General features: G+C 33.0%; 10 protein-coding genes and 4 pseudogenes. 10 read left to right on the plus strand and 4 right to left on the minus strand.

The window, feature by feature from the left end:
- Positions 1-127 precede the first annotated feature (127 nt).
- The gene (locus tag Q9B79_RS03155) at positions 128-1,078 is read right to left on the minus strand and encodes a CPBP family intramembrane glutamic endopeptidase (protein ID WP_306182579.1); all 951 of its coding nucleotides are present in this window, start codon (positions 1,076-1,078) and stop codon (positions 128-130) included.
- A 488-nt stretch (positions 1,079-1,566) separates the two neighbouring features.
- Here Q9B79_RS03155 and Q9B79_RS03160 point away from each other — a divergent pair, with 488 nt between their 5' ends.
- From Q9B79_RS03160 to Q9B79_RS03170, 3 genes and pseudogenes are all read left to right on the plus strand, one after another.
- Positions 1,567-3,153, plus strand: a complete 1,587-nt coding sequence (locus tag Q9B79_RS03160; protein WP_306182580.1) for a glutamate/serine transporter AimA — start codon at positions 1,567-1,569, stop codon at positions 3,151-3,153.
- Positions 3,154-3,849: 696 nt separating this feature from the next.
- Positions 3,850-3,957 (plus strand): annotated as a pseudogene (locus Q9B79_RS03165) (small, acid-soluble spore protein, alpha/beta type); the annotation flags it as partial.
- A gap of 891 nt (positions 3,958-4,848) precedes the next feature.
- Positions 4,849-6,177, plus strand: coding sequence for an MATE family efflux transporter (locus tag Q9B79_RS03170; RefSeq protein ID WP_306183317.1), 1,329 nt, complete (start codon positions 4,849-4,851; stop codon positions 6,175-6,177).
- A 310-nt stretch (positions 6,178-6,487) separates the two neighbouring features.
- On the opposite strand, the gene Q9B79_RS03175 is transcribed toward Q9B79_RS03170, so the two are convergent.
- A complete protein-coding gene (locus Q9B79_RS03175) occupies positions 6,488-8,065 on the minus strand; it encodes an FAD-dependent oxidoreductase (protein WP_306182581.1) in 1,578 nt (525 codons plus the stop codon).
- A 1,017-nt stretch (positions 8,066-9,082) separates the two neighbouring features.
- Between Q9B79_RS03175 and Q9B79_RS03180 the strand changes: the two genes are divergently transcribed.
- The 3 genes and pseudogenes from Q9B79_RS03180 (at position 9,083) to Q9B79_RS03190 (ending at position 12,581) form a co-directional block, all read left to right on the plus strand.
- Entirely contained in the window at positions 9,083-10,240 is a 1,158-nt protein-coding gene (locus Q9B79_RS03180; RefSeq protein WP_306182582.1) for a serine hydrolase domain-containing protein, read from the plus strand.
- Between the two features lie 745 nt (positions 10,241-10,985).
- Positions 10,986-12,243 (plus strand): annotated as a pseudogene (locus tag Q9B79_RS03185) (Y-family DNA polymerase).
- A complete protein-coding gene (locus tag Q9B79_RS03190) occupies positions 12,240-12,581 on the plus strand; it encodes a YolD-like family protein (RefSeq protein WP_306182583.1) in 342 nt (113 codons plus the stop codon). The pseudogene Q9B79_RS03185 and the gene Q9B79_RS03190 overlap by 4 nt, the downstream one beginning before the upstream one ends.
- Before the next feature lie 112 nt (positions 12,582-12,693).
- On the opposite strand, the pseudogene Q9B79_RS03195 reads toward Q9B79_RS03190, so the two are convergent.
- Positions 12,694-13,107: pseudogene (locus tag Q9B79_RS03195) on the minus strand (TraX family protein); the annotation flags it as partial.
- Between the two features lie 8 nt (positions 13,108-13,115).
- On the opposite strand from Q9B79_RS03195, the gene Q9B79_RS03200 reads away from it, so the two are divergent.
- Together Q9B79_RS03200 and Q9B79_RS27050 are read left to right on the plus strand one after the other, a co-directional pair.
- Entirely contained in the window at positions 13,116-13,301 is a 186-nt protein-coding gene (locus Q9B79_RS03200; RefSeq protein ID WP_372339535.1) for an alpha/beta-type small acid-soluble spore protein, read from the plus strand.
- A gap of 396 nt (positions 13,302-13,697) precedes the next feature.
- A pseudogene (locus Q9B79_RS27050) lies at positions 13,698-15,323 on the plus strand (SIR2 family protein); the annotation flags it as partial.
- A 70-nt stretch (positions 15,324-15,393) separates the two neighbouring features.
- Here the strand turns inward: Q9B79_RS27050 and gad are convergent.
- A complete protein-coding gene (gene gad, locus Q9B79_RS03220) occupies positions 15,394-16,863 on the minus strand; it encodes a glutamate decarboxylase (protein WP_306182587.1) in 1,470 nt (489 codons plus the stop codon).
- Between the two features lie 539 nt (positions 16,864-17,402).
- Here gad and Q9B79_RS03225 point away from each other — a divergent pair.
- Both Q9B79_RS03225 and Q9B79_RS03230 read left to right on the plus strand, forming a co-directional pair.
- A complete protein-coding gene (locus Q9B79_RS03225) occupies positions 17,403-18,605 on the plus strand; it encodes a macrolide family glycosyltransferase (protein WP_306182588.1) in 1,203 nt (400 codons plus the stop codon).
- 61 nt (positions 18,606-18,666) lie between these two features.
- Positions 18,667-19,539: an alpha/beta fold hydrolase gene (locus Q9B79_RS03230; protein ID WP_306182589.1), complete on the plus strand. Its 873-nt coding sequence runs from the start codon at positions 18,667-18,669 to the stop codon at positions 19,537-19,539.
- The last annotated feature ends 22 nt before the right edge of the window (positions 19,540-19,561 follow it).

Raw genomic sequence — 19,561 nt, forward strand, 5'->3', positions numbered from 1 at the left:
AAGCAATTATATTTCATTTTGAATAGAGAATGACGTTTTTTGTTTTGGGAAAGAATATGATTCTTAACTTGATAGAGATGTGGTGGTATCCTATTGTCATTAACTTATTATTCTATGGTTTTCTTTTCTATTTACTTATATTTTTATTGTTATTGAACTCTACTTCATTAAAAGTTTGTTTATATCCCAGGTTGCCTCGTGTGAAAATAAGAATAAACAAAGCAACAAATCCCAATCCTATCACTACAAATATATCCGTATTCTTTAAAACAGGGTTGGTGGAATGAATTTGTGCCAAGCTAAACGTATTTATACTCGCATGAATTAGCATGGCAATAAATAAGTTACCGTGATTGCAGTTATAAACCCAAGTGAGAATGATTGAAATCGGTAAACACAGTAAAATAAAAATTGGTAAATGAATATATAGGAGAGAAAAATCAGAACCCGGGCCACCCCTTTGTGCAGCCGTTAAGAAATGTGGAAGATGCCAAAAGGTCCACAAAACACTAAGTAGTAATGTAGCTTTTAACGGTCCAAACTTCAATTGTAGTCGAGGCAGGGCAAAACCTCGCCATCCGATTTCCTCAGGTAAAGGTCCACCGAGAAAGAAAATTGCTACAAAAGAGATGAGATAGGTTATAAAAAACTCATAATTAAAGTCAAGGAAAGTAGGTATCGCTCCATTTAATATCACCATACCTAGAAACATTGCAGCGGGGATAACGATGAGAGTAAACACATACCACTTCAAACCGACTTTAGTAGATAGGATGCTTTTTCTAAATTTTTTCCATGATTCCTTGCCTTCCAGAGTTCGAAACATGATATATGCTGCTAACATAGGACCTACAAATGCATTGGCGAAAAAGAAAATATCAAATGCCCTTATTTTAGGGAAAATACCCCATTGAGATAAGATAAATGGAATTAATACAATCCACGAGAATAAATATGCCATTACAAAAAATGAAGTTAACGGATAGGATTCCAAATACCCTCTCAGACCTGTTGATGAGTTTTTTGATTTTGTTAAATACTTCAACACAATCACCTCTTCATTTATAAAATACCGCATATGTGCTAATTCTACATATTTTCATAAAGAACCTTTTTAATGTAATAGAGTTGGTTTTTTTGTAAGAAGGGAGCGATATGTTCCGAAAGAAATGTAGAAATTTCTATAATAGTTTCCTTCAGTTCCTTATCTAACTTGAGTGCATCTGGGGGAAGTACCTTCTATCAAATTAAGAGCATAGACAAGATGAACTTTCGTCTATTAGAACTAAAATATTCATATTATAGAGGCATACTAGATTATGATGTTTTCCGTAACAAATATAGTTGAAAACTTCAGGTTTAGAGAGAATTATAAAGGGTATACATACACTATAAAGAGTTGATTGGAGATGAATGTTATGGTTTCAAATTACAGTAAAATTTATAGTGAATGAGTCTATAAAATTTGTATTCTTACTTTAAATAAAAAGGGGGCTAGTATACATGAATAAATGGTTAATAAATAAAAACATCCTATTTATTTTGTAAACGAGGGGCGTGTGAAAAATGAAAAATATGAAACGCAAGCTAGGAACCTTTGCACTCACAATGACTGGGATTGGCTCGATTTTAGGGTCTGGCTGGTTATTTGGTGCATGGAAGGCTGCTAAAATATCAGGAGGGGCCGCTATCTTTTCTTGGCTCTTAGGAATGATTGTAATATTATTTATTGCCTTACCATATAGCGAGTTAGGAGCCATGATTCCGGAGGCTGGCGGAATGGTAAAATATACCCAATACTCACATGGAGATTTCGTAGGATTTATTGCTGCATGGGCTAATTGGATAGCCATCGTCTCAGTTATTCCAGTTGAAGCTATAGCCTCAATACAATATATGAGTTCATGGCCTTGGGAGTGGGCAAGCTGGGCCAAGGATTTAGTAGACAATGGGATATTGACTTCAAAAGGTCTTGCAGCTGCTTCTTTACTTATTATTATATATTTCTTTTTAAACTATTGGACTGTTAGTCTATTTGCAAAAGTAAATTCTTTAATTACCATATTTAAAATCATAATTCCTGGTCTTACAATTGGTGCATTGCTATTTGTTGGATTTCATGGAGAAAATTTTACTAGTCATCAGGACTTTCATGTATCTAATTGGTCAAATGTATTAACTGCTATGGCAACATCCGGTGTTATTTTTGCATTCAATGGTTTTCAGAGTCCCATTAATATGGCTGGTGAAGCAAAGAACCCAGGGAAATCCATTCCTCGGGCAGTTGTAGGATCCATTTTAATTTCAACTATAATATATGCATTATTACAAATTGCTTTTATCGGTGCTGTAAATCCCAATATGATAATTAATGGATGGTCGAATTTAAATTTTAATTCACCATTTGCCGATTTAGCGATAGCACTAAATATTAATTGGTTAGTTATTGTATTATATTTAGATGCTTTTGTATCTCCTTCGGGTACAGGTACTACTTATATGGCAACAACATCACGCATGCTGTACGGAATGGAGAAGAATGGATATTTCCCTAAAGTTTTTGGGAAATTACATCCTATATATGGTGTGCCTAGATTTGCCATGATGTTTAATTTAATGATTTGTTTTGTTTTTTTATTCTTATTTAAAGGATGGGGTGTTTTAGCTGAAGTGATTTCAGTGGCTACATTAATTTCATATGTTACTGGACCAATAACAGTAATGACCCTGAGAAAAACTGCACCTAATTTTCATCGTCCTTTCTATATAAAGGGATTAAACATTATCGCGCCTTTAGGGTTTATTTTTGCATCATTAACATTATATTGGGCAAGGTGGCCATTAACAGGAGAAGTAATGTTTATTATACTTATGGGCTTACCTATATATTTTTATTATCAATTAAAAACAAAATGGGTTGGATTTAAGAAGAATTTTTTAGCTGGATTATGGATTGTGGGGTATTTATTATTTATGATTTGTATATCGTACATTGGAAGTGAAAGATTTGGTGGGTTAAATATTATAACTTATGGATGGGATATGGTACTTATTTCAATTGTTTCATTTCTATTTTATAGATGGGCTATAAATAGCGGATTTAAAACAAAAGATCTAAAGGTAGCACAGAAGATTAATGGTAGAATTAGTTGAATAATATACATAAATTAGAAAAAATGATTTATTCGAGGAATAAAGAATGTGTATGTATTTAGAAAATATAGTTAAATAATTTCTTTAAGTAACAGGAGCAGCTAGCAAAGGCTAACTGCTCAACTCTCGACCAAGGGAGCTAGAGTTGGGAAAATATTCAAAGCTGACTTTTTAAAGTCTTATATAGTATCGAGAAAACGTGGGTCGTATTTGTATGAAACATAAAAGAGTAGCTAATAAAAGTTAATTGCTAAGCCTTCGAGTAAGAAGGGAAAACAAAAACTGTATTTGCATTACTAACGGATGTAGCTCTGTTGGAAGACAGAGTGAATGAATCCAAAAAAATCTAGACAACTTTCTGAACAAAAGTTTATTAGCGCTTCAAGTGCTTTAACGGAAATTGAAATGAAAATTATGGGTTAATGGTATGAATGTATACCAAAAACTATTACGTGAAAAGTATGTATTAAATGGTGAAGGTAAATTAAATGAAAATGTATCTTGAACAGAAGACACTATATAGTAATACTTATACAAAAACAGTTAATTTAACTAAAAAGGACAGTTAAATGAAATATAACCGTTCCTAATTATAGGAACGGTTATAAATTTATCATGTGCTGGAGGTCAATCCGAATGGCATGGACTACCGTTGCTAAATAGTATAGACATGGAAATTAACGAGTATACGTAATAATAGCAAATAATAATAGTGGAAGCCGTAACGAATTATTAGTTCGTGATGCTGAAAGTGCAATCGATCAAATGAAATATAAAATCGCACAAAATTTCAATATACAACTTGATGGTCGATTCACTCGCTAATTATATAGTGTATGGATTAGAAGGAGGGATTATAATCTCTCCTTTTTTAATGGGAACAATCTATGCTCAAATGGTTTTCAAGGAATTTTAAGTAAAAGTATAAACTATTCTTCTGGATAGAAAGAACTAAGCTAATAGTTAGGAATTCATCATTTTGATGAGAACATATTTAATAATAAAAAGTAGTTAGCAAAAGCTAACTACTCGGTAACCAATTTGTTCTAAAACAGGTTAGTTATATTTTGGACAAGTCTTAAAAAATATACAACATAACTGAAAACAGTAATCTATGTTAATTGCTCTAACAAACAAAGCAACAAGGGTCTAATATTAATTATAAAATAAATTAATTAATTATTAAGTATTCACGATGTTAAAAACATAACAAAAGACATGTTTTATACCAATTTCGCTTCCTAATTGTTTATTACATTTAATAATGTAAATAATCTTATTAAAATAAATGGTGCAACGCAAATTAATTTAACTGTTGTAGATGTTGAAGAGTTAACTTGAAGGGGTAAAGAAGCTGTTTACTATTGCTTAGAAGAAATATCAGAATAGGTTTTTATAAGGAGAAAGCTTCATTTCGTTTATATCAAAATTTTTTGGGGGAAAGAGATAAATGGTAGAAAGAATGAATAGATAAACAAATTCTCAAAAATCATTATTACGTAGGGGGAAATCTATGGATAAGATAATAACGTTAATTTAAAAATTTCTTTTTTTATTTTTAACGTATTATTCTCGGAATAACATAATTCCTCCAAATAAAAGGGGAAATCAAATGTGAAATCATCGATAGATAGTATTCAAAAAAGTAAAAAATTAAAAAATCAAGAAAAGGAAGAGAGAGCAACATGGAAATCAATGTCTATGTTTCTAGTTCCCTTGCTTTTAAGTAACATATTACAATCAGTTGGACAATTATTTGGTATGGTGGTAGTTGGACGATGGCTTGGTGTGAATGAATTAGCTGCCATTTCAGCATTTTTTCCATTATTCTTTTTACTTGTTTCGTTTGTAATTGGGATTGGATCGGGTAGTTCGATTTTAATTGGTCAGGCATTTGGAGCCCGTAATGAAGATCGTTTAAAAGCCATTGTTGGTACGACGTTAACATTTACCTTTATAATAGGCGTTATTTTGGCAATAGCGGGAAATGTATTTGCTCTGGACATTATGCGTTTTATGGGTACGCCAGAGAATATAATTGATATGAGTGTGTATTATGCACGTATTTTATTTATTTCTATGCCAGTTTTATTTCTATATTTCTCCTATACAACGTTTATAAGAGGTACAGGAGATTCTAAGACACCGTTTTATTTCTTAATTGTTAGTACAGTCTTAAATATAATTCTATTACCTATTCTAATTTTTGGTTGGCTAGGAATACCCAAACTTGGTGTGTATGGAGCTGCCTATGCTTCTGTTATCTCGACCGTTGTAACATTTATTGTTATGCTTATGTATTTAAAGAAGAAGAATCATCCACTGCAATTAGATGAGACCGTACGGAAATATCTTCGTATGGATTGGGATTTATTAAAACTATTATTACGCCTTGGAATTCCAGCGAGTATTAATATGATTCTTGTTTCGTTATCTGAGATTGCGGTAATCGCATTTGTGAATCGTTTCGGTTCTGATGCGACTGCTGCATATGGGGTTGTAAACCAGGTTGCAAGTTATGTTCAGATGCCTGCGGTTAGCCTTGGAATTACGGTATCTATTTTCGCTGCGCAATCTATTGGTGGGAAACAATTTAATCGATTACAGGAAGTTATTCGTGCTGGAACTATTATGAATTATATAATTGGTGGTATATTAATCGCTTTTATTTACTTGTTTTCAAGAGAAATCTTATCGTTATTCTTAACGAACACGAATACAGTTGAAATTGCGCATAGTTTGGTGATGATTACACTTTGGAGTTACTTAATTTTCGGTCATGCTCAAATTATTGGTGCGACAATGCGAGCAAGTGGAACTGTATTATGGCCCACTATTATCGGTGTCGTATCAATATGGCTTGTAGAAGTCCCTGTTGCTTATTACCTTTCTTATCATACAAATCTTGGTATAAAAGGAATATGGATTGGATATCCAGCAGCATTTATTGTAAGTTTACTTTTGCAATATGGATATTATAAACTTTCATGGAAGAAGAAACAAATTTCACGACTTGTTAGTTAGAATAGAAGGTGAAAAATGATATTCTCTTATAAGTTGTCAGTTTTAGGAGTATGACTATAACATCATCAAACGAATAAAACCGAGTTACCCTCAAACGGGAGTATGTTGGGTTTAATTGTAAATTCAATTTCACCCTTTCATAGTTATCTTTAGAAATTCAACTCAATTTTTCATGTTGGGGAAGAATATATTTCTTAAATTGATAGGAATAGGACAGATTATATTTCGATTTGAGATTACGGACAATAAGGAGTTAAAAAAGCCAAAACAGCTACATACTATGTAGCTGTTTTGGCTTACATAAATTTAATTAGTAACCAGAGTCTTCTGAAGTAAGGTTATCTATCATTTTATAATCGTATTTTTGTAATGGTTTCTCAGCAGGCCCTTCAAGTACTTCTCCTGTATATGAGAATCGCGAACCGTGGCACGGACAATCCCAAGAACGTTCTCCATTGTTCCATTCAACTTCACATCCAATATGGGTACAAGTTGTATCTACAATATGAAGCTTACCTTCTGCATCTTTATAAGCTCCTTTTCTATGTCCATCAATATCAACAACAGCCCCTTCATCGTTAGATAAATCACGAATACATTTTTGTGGAATCTCTAACTTTCCTTTAATTAAGTGACCAACAACATTGGCATTTTCGACTAAGAAGTTCTTTAAACTTGGATTCATATGGAAACGGGAGGGAGTATATAATTCCCGAAATTTGTTCTTTTCTTTTAATATGATATCTCGGAATAAAAGAGCAGCTGCAGTTCCATTAGTCATACCCCATTTTCTGTATCCAGTGGCAATTAATATGTTTTTTTGATCAGATGTGATTTCACCGATATAAGGAATTTTGTCTAGTGTAATTAAATCTTGGGCTGACCAACGATATGCAATTTTTTCAAGTCCAAAAACTTGTTGTCCAAATATTTCCAAGGCCTCATAATGTTTTAGTGTTTCTCCACCCTGTCCTGTTTTATGACTTTCTCCAGAGATAAGAATAAATTCTTCTCCATTAATTGTTGTGGAACGGAGAGAACGTGTCGGTTCATCTACACTAATATACATACCACCTGGATAATCTGTTCTTGTCTTAGCGGCAATTATATAAGAGCGGTCTGCATGCATTCTTGTAGAGTAAAGTCCTGCACCTTCATAAAAAGGGAAATGGGAACAAGAGAGAATATACTTCCCTGTAATTTGAGCTCCTCCACGGGTAAGAACTACAGGTTGCTCGCCTGTTTTTATATTTACTGCCGTGGTATTTTCAAAGATGTGTCCACCTTTTTCTGTAATTATATTTGAAAGATGGACTAAATATTTAAGTGGATGGAATTGTGCCTGATTTCTCATAACAAGTGCATTATGTATTTTTAAATCAATAGGAAGTTTGTTTACAAGTTCGCCTTCAATATGAAGCTCTTTATAAGCTTCTGCTTCTTTTTCTAACTTATATGCATATTCTTCTGTTGTGGCATACAGATAAGCATCTTGTTGAGTGAAATCGCAATCAATTTGATGTTTATTAATTGTGGTTTGAATGAATTTTAAAGCATCGATGTTTGCTTCGTAATACAATCTTGCGGTAGTTCTTCCGGTATATCTGATAAGCTCGTCATAAATCATATCATGTTGAGCAGTAATTTTAGCTGTCGTATGTCCAGTCGTTCCATTTAATAATTTGTCTGCCTCTATAACAGCGACTTTTAGACCTTCATTTACTAAAAGATAGGCAGAAGTAATGCCAGTAATTCCTCCTCCTACAATAATAACATCGACCTGCATGTCATTTTCTAAGGAAGGGTATTCAGGTAAATGAACACTGCTCGTCCAGTAAGATTCAGCATTATGTGGTAATTTTCCACCGTAATTATCGTTATTCTTCAATATAAATCCTCCATCCAAAGTTTTATAGTTCTATTATTTCCACTTATTGAAGAGGTAAACTTTGAGCTTAGAAAATAGCAAATTGTGACTGGACGGCGTATTCAATGCATCTGTACTTTTGTATAAATAGAAATGATTTGTCTTTATCCTATATCTTTAATTATCTATCATGTTCAGAAGGATAAAAGTAGAAGATCCACATGGTGAAACAAGATATTTCTTAGTTTGTGTGAATGACTCGGAAGGTATTTTTCCCTATTTTAGATATTGGGTTGCATTTAAATAAAATTTGATTGAATTAATACTAAATAATCATAGAAAAGAGCGTGTTTTGAAAAAAGGTAAATCCAAACAAGCTCTTAATATTTTCAGTGGGTTTCTTTTTTTATTCACGTAGTAGATATTAATGATGTTACATATTATCTATTCTATGTTATAAAAAATTTAAATGTTCGTTTAAAATTAAGAAGTCTACAGCTTGATCTAATGATGAGGGAAACATGTATAATCTTCCTAAATGTAATGGGAAATTCAACATAGAAACAAGTGGTTTTAACAACATTAGTAATGGTTCGTGCAGTGCAATTTCATTTGTGTGATATAGCAAGAAGAATAATCACATTAGAAAAAATCAAGAATTTAATTTGTTAAGAGTAAAAAGAATCTTCAATATTTAAAACGCAAAAAACACCGAAACGACAAACATCGGTGTTTTTTGCGCTTTCGGGCACAGACGCTACTTCAATCCTATCATGATAGAAACAATTTCGAATGTAAGGAATTTGTAAGGGATAGGTAAGGAAAAAGAGATTTTCAATGTGTAGGATAAAAATATGAGGAGGCGTGAAGGGGGGATAAGTACGGCCTATATATAACAATCAGTAACAAGAGTGTTTTGTGAAAATAATGAGTACCATTGTTGCCTTTTCATCATTGGAAGAATGGATAGCTGTGTGGTTCGTATATGACACTGCTATCAACTATCTATACAATTTTAATAGAAGAGAGGAATGCTTTATGAAAACACGCAGTAAAATCACATGTGCAAGTCTAGCACTTTTAATAGGTGGAAGTTCCCTGTTATACATAACACCAACATCAGTTGTAAAAGCAGAATCTACGCAAAATGTATCTAGTTCGTTACAAACAAGTACACAAAGCGATCGTACTTCCGTTAAGAAAGCAATGCGAGATGAACTGCAACTTGGATACCCGGGAATACTCGCTCAAATTTCTAAGGGTGGTAAAACTTGGAGTTATACTGCTGGGGTAGCGGATCTGAGAACTAAGAAACCAATGAAAGAAGATTTTCGCTTTCGCATTGGCAGTGTGACGAAAACGTTCATTGCAACAGTTTTACTTCAATTATCTGGAGAGAACCGTTTAAATTTAGACGACCCTATTGAAAAATGGTTGCCTGGTGTCATTCAAGGAAACGGATATGATGGTAACCAGATTACGATCCGGCAACTATTGAATCATACAAGTGGTATTGCTGACTATATAAATTCAAAAGACTTTGATATTACGGATATAAAAAAATCGTATACGGCTGAAGAATTTGTAAAGATGGGGATTTCTCTTCCACCAGACTTTGCTCCTGGGAAGGGTTGGTCTTATTCAAACACAGGATACGTAATACTGGGGATCCTTATCGAAAAAGTAACAGGAAACAGCTATGCGGAAGAGGTTGAAAATCGGATTATTGAACCGCTTGATTTGTCAAATACATTCCTACCTGGCAATTCAAGCGTGATTCCAGGAACCAAGCATGCCCGTGGATATTTACAACTAGACGGAGCAAGTGAGCTAAAAGATGTTACTTATATTAACCCAGGTAGCTCGGATGGAGATATGATCTCTAATGCTGACGACTTAAACAAATTCTTCTCTTACTTACTCAGTGGCAAATTACTGAAGGAACAACAACTAAAACAAATGCTTACTACTGTTCCTACAGAAAGAGAGGGAACTAGATATGGTCTTGGAATTCTTGAAATTACGCTTCCGAATGGTGTTCCGGTATGGGGACACAGGGGTGCTGTTCCAGGGTTTTCCACTTTTGTTGGTGGAACACTTGGAGGAAAACATACACTCGCTATCAATTCGAACAGTTTAAACATTAATAACCCGGAATTTTTTAAAAACATTTTACTTGCTGAATTTAGCAAGTAGGAAAAACGGATAAATTTTGTCATTTGTAATTTCAATCGGAATGGATTACCGCTTGAAATGAGTATAGAGGGATTAAGTATCTAGAAACAATCAAGCCAATCATGAAGGATGGCTAAGTAAAAGGATTTGTTTATATATTGGCCAATTAAAAGAGCAACACATATAATGAGTGATTATTATGTATATACTATTGTATTTGTATGGGTATTGTAACTAATTGTAAATTTGTATAAGGTGCGAAGTCTAATTTAAGACTTCGCACCTTTGCTGTTTAACAGCTTTTATTGTGAAGCTATTAACAATAGAAAAAGGAGAATGTAACTAGTTATTTGGATGAATCTTGGTACATGCGCTATATAGGAGATCTTGCTGAAAAAATATACAAGAAAAAATCAAAATTAGAAGAATATATGTATGAGAGACAAGAAAGCTGAAGTAAATTAAAAATCTTTGCTTTTTTTGGTTTGGAAATAGTATTTTATCATCTTCACACATATAAGAAACAAAGGAATGTATATAAAGTATGTTTTGATAATAAAGGTTTAATTGGTTTGTTTTAGTAGTTTTATACTTATGAGTTAATTGGAAATTATAGCGGTTTTGTATACATAGTTTTTCTCGCCTTAATTGATAGCGCACAGATATGACGGTTATTTTAACCAAAATTTTCATGGAAATACCTTTAAGAAGAACGTGAGTTCGCACACATTGAGAACAAACGTTCTTTTTGTTAGGAGTGATAACCTTGTATGATTATTCTCTTTTACCGAATCGTATTATTCTTTGTGTAGATCTTCGTAGCTTTTATGCAAGCGTATCATGTATTAAAAAAGGACTTGATCCACGATATACGAAATTGGCTGAGATGTAAACCGGAGTGGATCAATCGTATTAGCAGCAACACCGCCATTAAAGCGTTAGGAATTAAGAAAATGGCTAGGTTGTACGAAATACCGAATCGGCCAGATATTATTATTGTGAATCCAATTATGCATACGTATATGAAATGTTCAACCTACATAACAGATTTAGCTTTACAGTATGTTGCGCCGGAAGATTTTCATCAGTATAGTATTGATGAAGTAGCTATAGACCTTACGCGGTCAATACACTTATTTGCTTCAACGCCTTATGAATTCGCAATTAATTTTCAAAAAGAAATATATCAAAAAACAAGACTAGACTGTACTATCGGTTTAGGACCAAACATACTCATGAGTAAGCTAGCACTTGACCTGGAGTCGAAGAAAAATGAAACTGGCATTGCGCAATGGGAATACGAGGACATTCCAACTAAGCTATGGCTTATACGTCCTTTAAGTAAATTTTGGGGAATTTCACATAAAACAGAAGCAAAACTAAATCAAAAAGGGATATATACAATAGGTGATTTAGCAAATTATCCTCTTCATTATCTAAAAAAATCATTTGGTAAAATGGGAGAAGAGTACCATTTACATAGCAATGGCATAGACTTTAGTCGTATATCTGAGAAATACGTACCTGCAACGACTTCAGTTGGTAAGAGCCAAATTATTTTACGTAATTACAATATAGATGAATTTCTAATTATATTATTGGAGCATATTGAAGAAGTTTGTTATCGTCTCCGTAGACAAAATAAACTTGCTCAAACGATACAGTTTTCAGTAGGGTACAGTTCAGAATATGGAGGGGGTATACGAAAAAGGCATACAATGAATAGAGCAACTAATTTGACCATGGATATATATAACGTCTGTAAATACTATTTACACGAACTGTATACTGGTGAGCCAATTCGATCAGTTAGTATTTCACTATCCAATTTACTAAATGAGGGAGAAGAACAGATTTCATTATTTGATAACATTGTACAACGTGAAAAAGAAGTTAAACTAACAAAGGCAATGGATGAAATTAGAGATCGCTTCGGAAAAAACAGTATACTAAGGGGAATATCATATACAAACTCGGCTACGGCTAGATATCGAAATACACTACTGGGGGGCCATAAAGCATGATGAATTCAAAGATACCTAAAGGACGAACCATGATCAAGTGGCGGGCATTTGCGGAGTTACCTGAACAATTTATTGGAATTAATAAGCTTATAGAAGAACAAACAAAAATTAAACGCCCTACATTAACTCCGGAAGAACAGGAAATTATAGAGAAAAAAATCATAGACTCTTACACATCAGAATCAGAAATATTACTTACATATTTTGAAGATGGTCGGCTGCTTACATGCTATATGACAGTAGTTAATATGGACTCTTTAAAACAAACTATAACATGTACAGATCCATACCGTAATAAAATTACAATTAATTTTAAGGATATCATACATATACAATAATGTTTACTTGAAGAATATAGATAATTAGTTAGGTTAAGCACTTTGAATTATGTGCCAAATATTATAACATGATAGAAGAAAAAGCTTTGCATAATATGCAAAGCTTTTATCTCTATTTACTCACAAAATATCCAATTGTGTAGATAATCCATAAGTGGACCGGATAGAAAAAATAAAACATATATTTTGTAAATGCATTATTCACACCACGTTCGCCGTTGTATAAAAAGAAGAATGGTAATGCGAATACCATCATCCATTGGTTGTTGAAACCAAATAAACCTATTTCTGTGAAAATTTCTTCCGCCATAAGTAACGTTGGGACTTCCATTAATGAAAGTAATACATATGTGATAATTAACCACATTTTCTTTTCTCTAAAGAAATAGAAGATTAATGTCATGATGACGCCCATGAAACTTGCTTCTGTAAACATTCCTAATGTACCCACAATAATTGCAGTTGGGATTCCGAGTAAATAGTTTTTTGTATGTTTCGTATAATCAATGGCACATAAGAATAACAGAAATAATAATGAAGTTATTGGTTCAAGGTGCTGAGAACGCAATTGATCAAATGAAGTATGAGATTGCACAAGAATTTGGTGTACAGCTTGGTCCAGATACAACATCTCGTGCAAATGGTTCTATCGGGGGTGAAATCACAAAACGTTTAGTAGCTATGGCGGAGCAACAACTTAGCGGTAGGTTTACTCATTAATATAAGTACAGGTAATGGAAGATATAGGGGGGAGTAATGCATATGTTTTTCCTGGATTAAATCCATAAATATATTTAGAAAGTTACAAGAAAAGCATCTAAATAGAGTGTTTTTTTCTTTATTGTATAAAAATTATCTAATAAACGTGAAATCGAAGGAGATGAACGTAGTATTGAAAATATATATACAAACGAGCATAATGAACAGAAATAGACACAGTTAAAAAGTACCTTTAATGTTTGCACAAGTGTACTTTTATAGATGTTTTTTCTTTCTGTGTTTCCTTAATAAGGTTCTTTAGGTAATGATGTAATGTAATTATTGCTAATATAAACCCACTCAAAATGCTCTGGTTTATAAATGTTTTATAACAGTATAGGAAGTAGGTAGATGATAATGAGTGATTATTTTGTAGAAACAAGCATAAAAAAGATTAAGGAAGCCAGCGAGAACAATAAATTAGTAGTCTTTGTGGGGGTAGGGGTGTCTGCAAATTCAGGAATACCTACATGGGGAGAACTAATAACTGAGATGGCAAAAGATTTAGGAGAGTTTGATGTTAAAAACTCTTCAGATACATATTTAAAGATACCTTAATTTTATTATAATGAGAGAGGAGAAAAGGAATATTTCCAGAAGTTAAACGAAGTATTTTTCTCGAGAAAGTATAAAACTAATCCCTTGCACAATGAAATATTTAAACTTAATCCTACCCATATTATCACAACAAATTATGATACTTTACTAGAAGAAGCAGCTATTGAAGGAGGATATTTTTATCATGTGGTTAGACATGATTTAGATTTACCATACGATAATTTAAATAAGACAATTATTAAAATGCATGGTGATTTTGAAAATAGAAATATAGTTTTGAAAGAAGATGACTATTTAAATTATTCAACTAATTTTACGTTAATTGAAAACCATTTAAAATCTTTAATTGCTACAAATACAGTTCTCTTCATAGGTTATTCTGTTAATGATTCTAACTTTAATTTGATATTCCAATGGGTTAAGGGTATCCTGAAGAATCATTTTCAACCAGCCTATCTTATTGAAAGTAGTAAAGAATATTCGAGAATGGAACATCACTATTATAAAAACCGTGGAATAAATATTATATATTACGATGAAATCAATTCTTTACAGAAAAATGAAGTTTTTGAGGACATGAATTGGAGAGGTAACTGACTATATGATGTAATAAAACATTTTAATACCTTTAATAAAGCTAATAGTTTAAATGAATTAGAATATGTATATGATAAATTAAAATGCTTTGAAAAGTTAAACTTTATTATGCCAGAGCAAATTATCAAAAGTTTGAATTTGAAATCATCCGTTTATGACTTGTCTGGTGATAAAACGATAACTTGTTCACTCTTAGAAAATATATTAACTAATATATTTTCTAAGAGTGAACAGCCCAAAAAAGAGAATTTATTTAAGAAGATTAGCTTGATATTTAATAAAGCAAATATTGCAGGGGTATCCAGAGATACAAAAGTTATTTTTGATGAAAACGATGGAGACAATTATCTAGATGGTATTATGAATGAAATCATAGCATCTGATAGTTTAATGGCAACTAAGGATATTAAAAATCCTAATAATCTTATTTTAGATAAAAATTATTTTTCAATGTTGAAACAGGCATTTGTTCATTATGAATCGGAAAATTTTTTAGAGGCATATAGATATTATAAAAGTATCTCCTTAAAATCTTTTTCTGATAAAGAATATTTAATCTATTATATATCCGAGTTTAATCGGAAACATGTTGGGAATATGTTATCTAAATTTTCTTTGAATAGCTTAGATATAGAAACAAAGTTAGAAATTGAGGAATTAGATATAGAAGAAATTTATTTAAAGTTGCCATATAAAGAAAGAAAAAGTTTAGAGTTTGTAAAAGAAATTCAAAATTTCAATTTAATATACAGAGTGCAAAACAAATTAACAAAAGAAGTAGAACAGCTAAAGAAGACTAAGCGTACTGTTGAAAAATGTGGATTTACAACGTTAAGGAAATTCCGATATAAAAAAGCCTAACTTCTCAATTTAATGTGAAGAAATTAGGCTTTTTTATTTAGTGATGAAACCCATTATCACATTTTGTATCATGTGGCATAGGCCCATCCAGGGAATCCAGAAAGGCAACAGTCTGTTTGAGGTTTCTCAAAAATAAATGCGCAAGATCCATGGAAAATCCATTTCGAACCACAACTCGCATAATTGTCACCGTTTCCATATCTGGAGGCAATGGATAGGCGGGTACTTGCCAACCGAACACACGCAATTGTCGAGATAAATCATAAAGGTTCCAGTTTGATGTGTAGCCATCTTTCAGTCGCCAAGCGAAAACCGGAATATCCGACCCCTCGGACAAAAGTTCAAACGGTTCCATCTTCTGAATGGCCTTGCTTAGAAAAAGAGCGACTTTCTGAGAAGCCTTTTGGACATCATAGTACCCACTTTTCCCTAAACGCAAGTAATTGTAATATTGCAGGAGCACTTGTGCACCGGGACGAGAGAAATTCAGGGCAAAGGTCGGCATATTCCCGCCCAAATAGGAAACGCGAAAGATTAGATCCTCAGGGAGATCTTCAGCTTCCCGCCAAATTATCCAACCCAATCCAGGATAGACTAATCCATATTTATGTCCGGATACATTGATGGACTTCACCCTTGGTAATTGAAAATCCCAGACTAAATCTGGTTGAAGAAACGGTGCTATAAATCCTCCCGAAGCTGCATCCACATGCATGGGAATGTCAAGACCAGTCTTCGCCTGTAAATCATCCAACGCTTTCGCAATGGCGGCAACCGGTTCGTAAAGACCAGTATAAGTCTCACCGAGAATCGGTACCACACCAATCGTATTTTCATCCACAGCTGCGAGGACCCCCTGAGGATCCAATTGAGGATGTTCAGGGCTAACCTTCACATAGCGTGGTTCAACCTCCCAATAATTCGCGAATTTTTCCCAAACGACCTGAACAGAAGAACTAAACACAATATTTGGACGATCTACCGGCTTTCCTTCGCTTTTACGTGCATTTTGCCAGCGTCGCTTTAAAGCAAGCCCACCGAGCATACATGCTTCTGAAGATCCAGTTGTTGAAACGCCCATAGTTGTAAGGGGGCTGGGCGAATGCCAGAGGTTGGCTAAGATGCGGACACATCGCTCCTCAATTTCAGCTGTCTGTGGATATTCGTCCTTGTCAATCATGTTCTTGTCGAATGATTTTGCATATAATTGCTCTGCAGCAGGCTCCATCCATGTGCTAACGAATGTTGCAAGGTTCAGGCGGGCGTTGCCATCAAGAGCAATTTCATCATGGACGATTTGATACGCTGTTTCTGGTAACATGCCTTCATCAGACATATGAAAGCGTGGAACGACGGATTCTCCTTCGCGGGCAAACAGAGGATTTACAGAAAATTCGTTAGGCAGCTCTTTTTGCATGTGATGCGGTAGAGACTGTGGATTATCTGGCATGATCTCTTTTCCTTCATATGCATCGTTTTGAACCTCTGCTTTTCGATCCTGTGGCATATAAGCACCCCTTAATTAATTGTTTAATAAACATATTATTTACAAAAAATCATTTGTTAAACAAAGGGGACAATTCTATTGAACGACTCAACACAATACCTACTTTAGCTTGGTTTTCGCAACTTCGGAAAATGAGGGACGATAGAACGTTAATGATTTTACGGTTGCAACGTTTTTCTGCAACCAACCTCATATTAATACTTTTATCTTCATTATATTAGTGATAGGTAGATTAAAAATATTGATATCTGTGCATAATTCAGCACCTGCTACTCTTAGTGATTTTTTATTATACATGAGAGAAATAGAGAGAAGGAATTACGTAATTTCTTATATCAACTTTGTTTCTTAATTGTTTATTCCATTTAATAACACAAGTGATTTTATTAAAATAAGAGGAGAAAAACCCTTGAATAGAAAGGATATTTAGTAGAAAAATATTTAAAGAGAAAATCTTTATCTTTAATTCAAATATCAGTACATGATTGATATTAGCAATACAGGAATAGTTATTTAATTCTAAGGGGAGGAACAATACTATGGCAAAAGTTCTAATATTTAATTTTCCAGGAGAAGGACATATTAATCCAACAATTGCACTTGTCGAAGAACTAATAAAAAGAGGCGAGGAAGTTATTTACTATTGCGTAGAAGAGTATAGAAGTAAAATAGAAAATACAGGAGCTTTGTTTCGACCTTATGAAAATTTCATATTACAAATAGACATGGTAAAAAGGATGAGTGGGCAAATAAATCCTCAAGAAATATTATTACACATAGTAAAATCTATGGATAAAATAATAGAGATAATTTTAAAAGAAATAAAAGGGGAAAAATACGATTATGTTATATATGATAATAATTTCGCTGTTGGATGGATCATAGCAGACATATTACAATTACCTAAAATTTCTTCATGTACAACATTTGCCATTACTAAAAAGATAGCTTCTACTCTTATGAAAAATCATGGAGAAAAAAATAAAAAATCTCCTTTATATCAGGAAGTCATGGGTATTTTAAAAAAATGGGAAGATATTTATGGCATTAAGCTTAATGAAAAACAAAATGTGATGACATGCCCAGGAGATATTACTATTGTATATACATCAAAATTGTATCAACCAAATGTAGAGGAATTTGATGATTCTTATATATTTGTCGGGACTTCTATTGAACAACGCAAGGATGTAAATTCTGTTTCCTTAGAACAGGAAAAGGGAAACAAGTTAATTTTTATTTCTATGGGAACAGTATTTAACCAGCAACCAGACTTTTATCACACATGTTTTGAAGCATTTCGGGATAGCCAGGTTACTGTCATATTAGCTGTAGGGGAACAAAATGATATTAATCAACTAGAAAATATTCCTTCTAATTTTAAGCTATATAATTACGTTCCTCAATTAGACATTTTACAGCATACTGATCTATTTATTACACATGGGGGAATGAATAGATCCAGTGAAAGCTTATATTTTGGTGTTCCTATGCTAGTTATTCCAGTTATGGGAGATCAACTTATAGTTGCTCAAAGAATAGAAGAATTAGAAGCTGGAGTTCAGTTAAATCGTAATTTGCTTACTCCAGAAATATTACGGAATACAACAATGCATGTGTTATCAAATGATATTTATACAAAAAACAGCCATAGAATTGGGAAATCTTTAAAAAATGCTGGGGGGTATAAGAAAGCAGTCGACGAAATTGAAACCTTTAAATTTAAAATGGGTATTAATTAAAGCAAAACTACTGTGACTTTAAAAATGAACTATGAAAATGAGCTATGTGGAGGGGACTAAAATGAAGCATTTAGAACAAAGATATCAAGAAACTAATTATCTACAATCTTATGAAAAAAGTCTAAAATTATGGCCAACTAGTTTTTTTTCTTATTTTGTGGAAACATCTCAAGGAAAGATCCATATTATTGAAAGTGGTAATAAATTAGCACAACCTCTCGTATTACTCCATGGAGCGAAGATGAGTTCGACAATGTGGTATCCAAATATCTTACACTGGAGTAACCATTTTAGAATAATATGTATTGATATTTTAGGGGATAAAAATAAAAGTGTTCTCAAAAAAGGCTTTACAGATCGCTTAAGTTACGCACTATGGTTAAAAGAAGTACTACATACATTAGAAATTAATAACATAAACATTGTAGGGTTGTCATATGGTGCTTTGCATACTGTTAACTTCTTGACATTTTTTCCAGAGAAGGTAAATAAGGCTGTAATAATGAGTCCTGCAGCAACATATATTCCTTTTCATCCTTTGTTTTTTTCCTATGCTTCAGGAATGGTGAGTAGTAGGGAAGGAGTAGTAGAATTTTTAGATTGGATTTTTGATAATCGGTACACTATTCATCCTTTTATTCAAGAACAATTGATAGCAGGAATGATGTGGAATAATTCAGTAAAAAGTGAAACGCAAATAGAACAGGGATTCCCATATATTTTTACAAATCAAGAGTTATCCGAAATTAAAACACCTATGCTATTAATGTTAGGAGAGAATGAAGTAATGTATAATCCAATAGAAGCTTTCAAATATGCTGAAAATTCATCACCCAATCTAACTATAGAATTGGTGAGGGATGTAGGTCATTTGATGTCTATGGAGAACCCTAAGTATATAAATAACCGAATATTAGATTTTTTTGATAATTAAGGCGTTTCTAGTATCACATTGC

It is taken from the genome of Bacillus sp. MHSD_36, from assembly GCF_030757775.1.
Lineage (GTDB): Bacteria > Bacillota > Bacilli > Bacillales > Bacillaceae_G > Bacillus_A.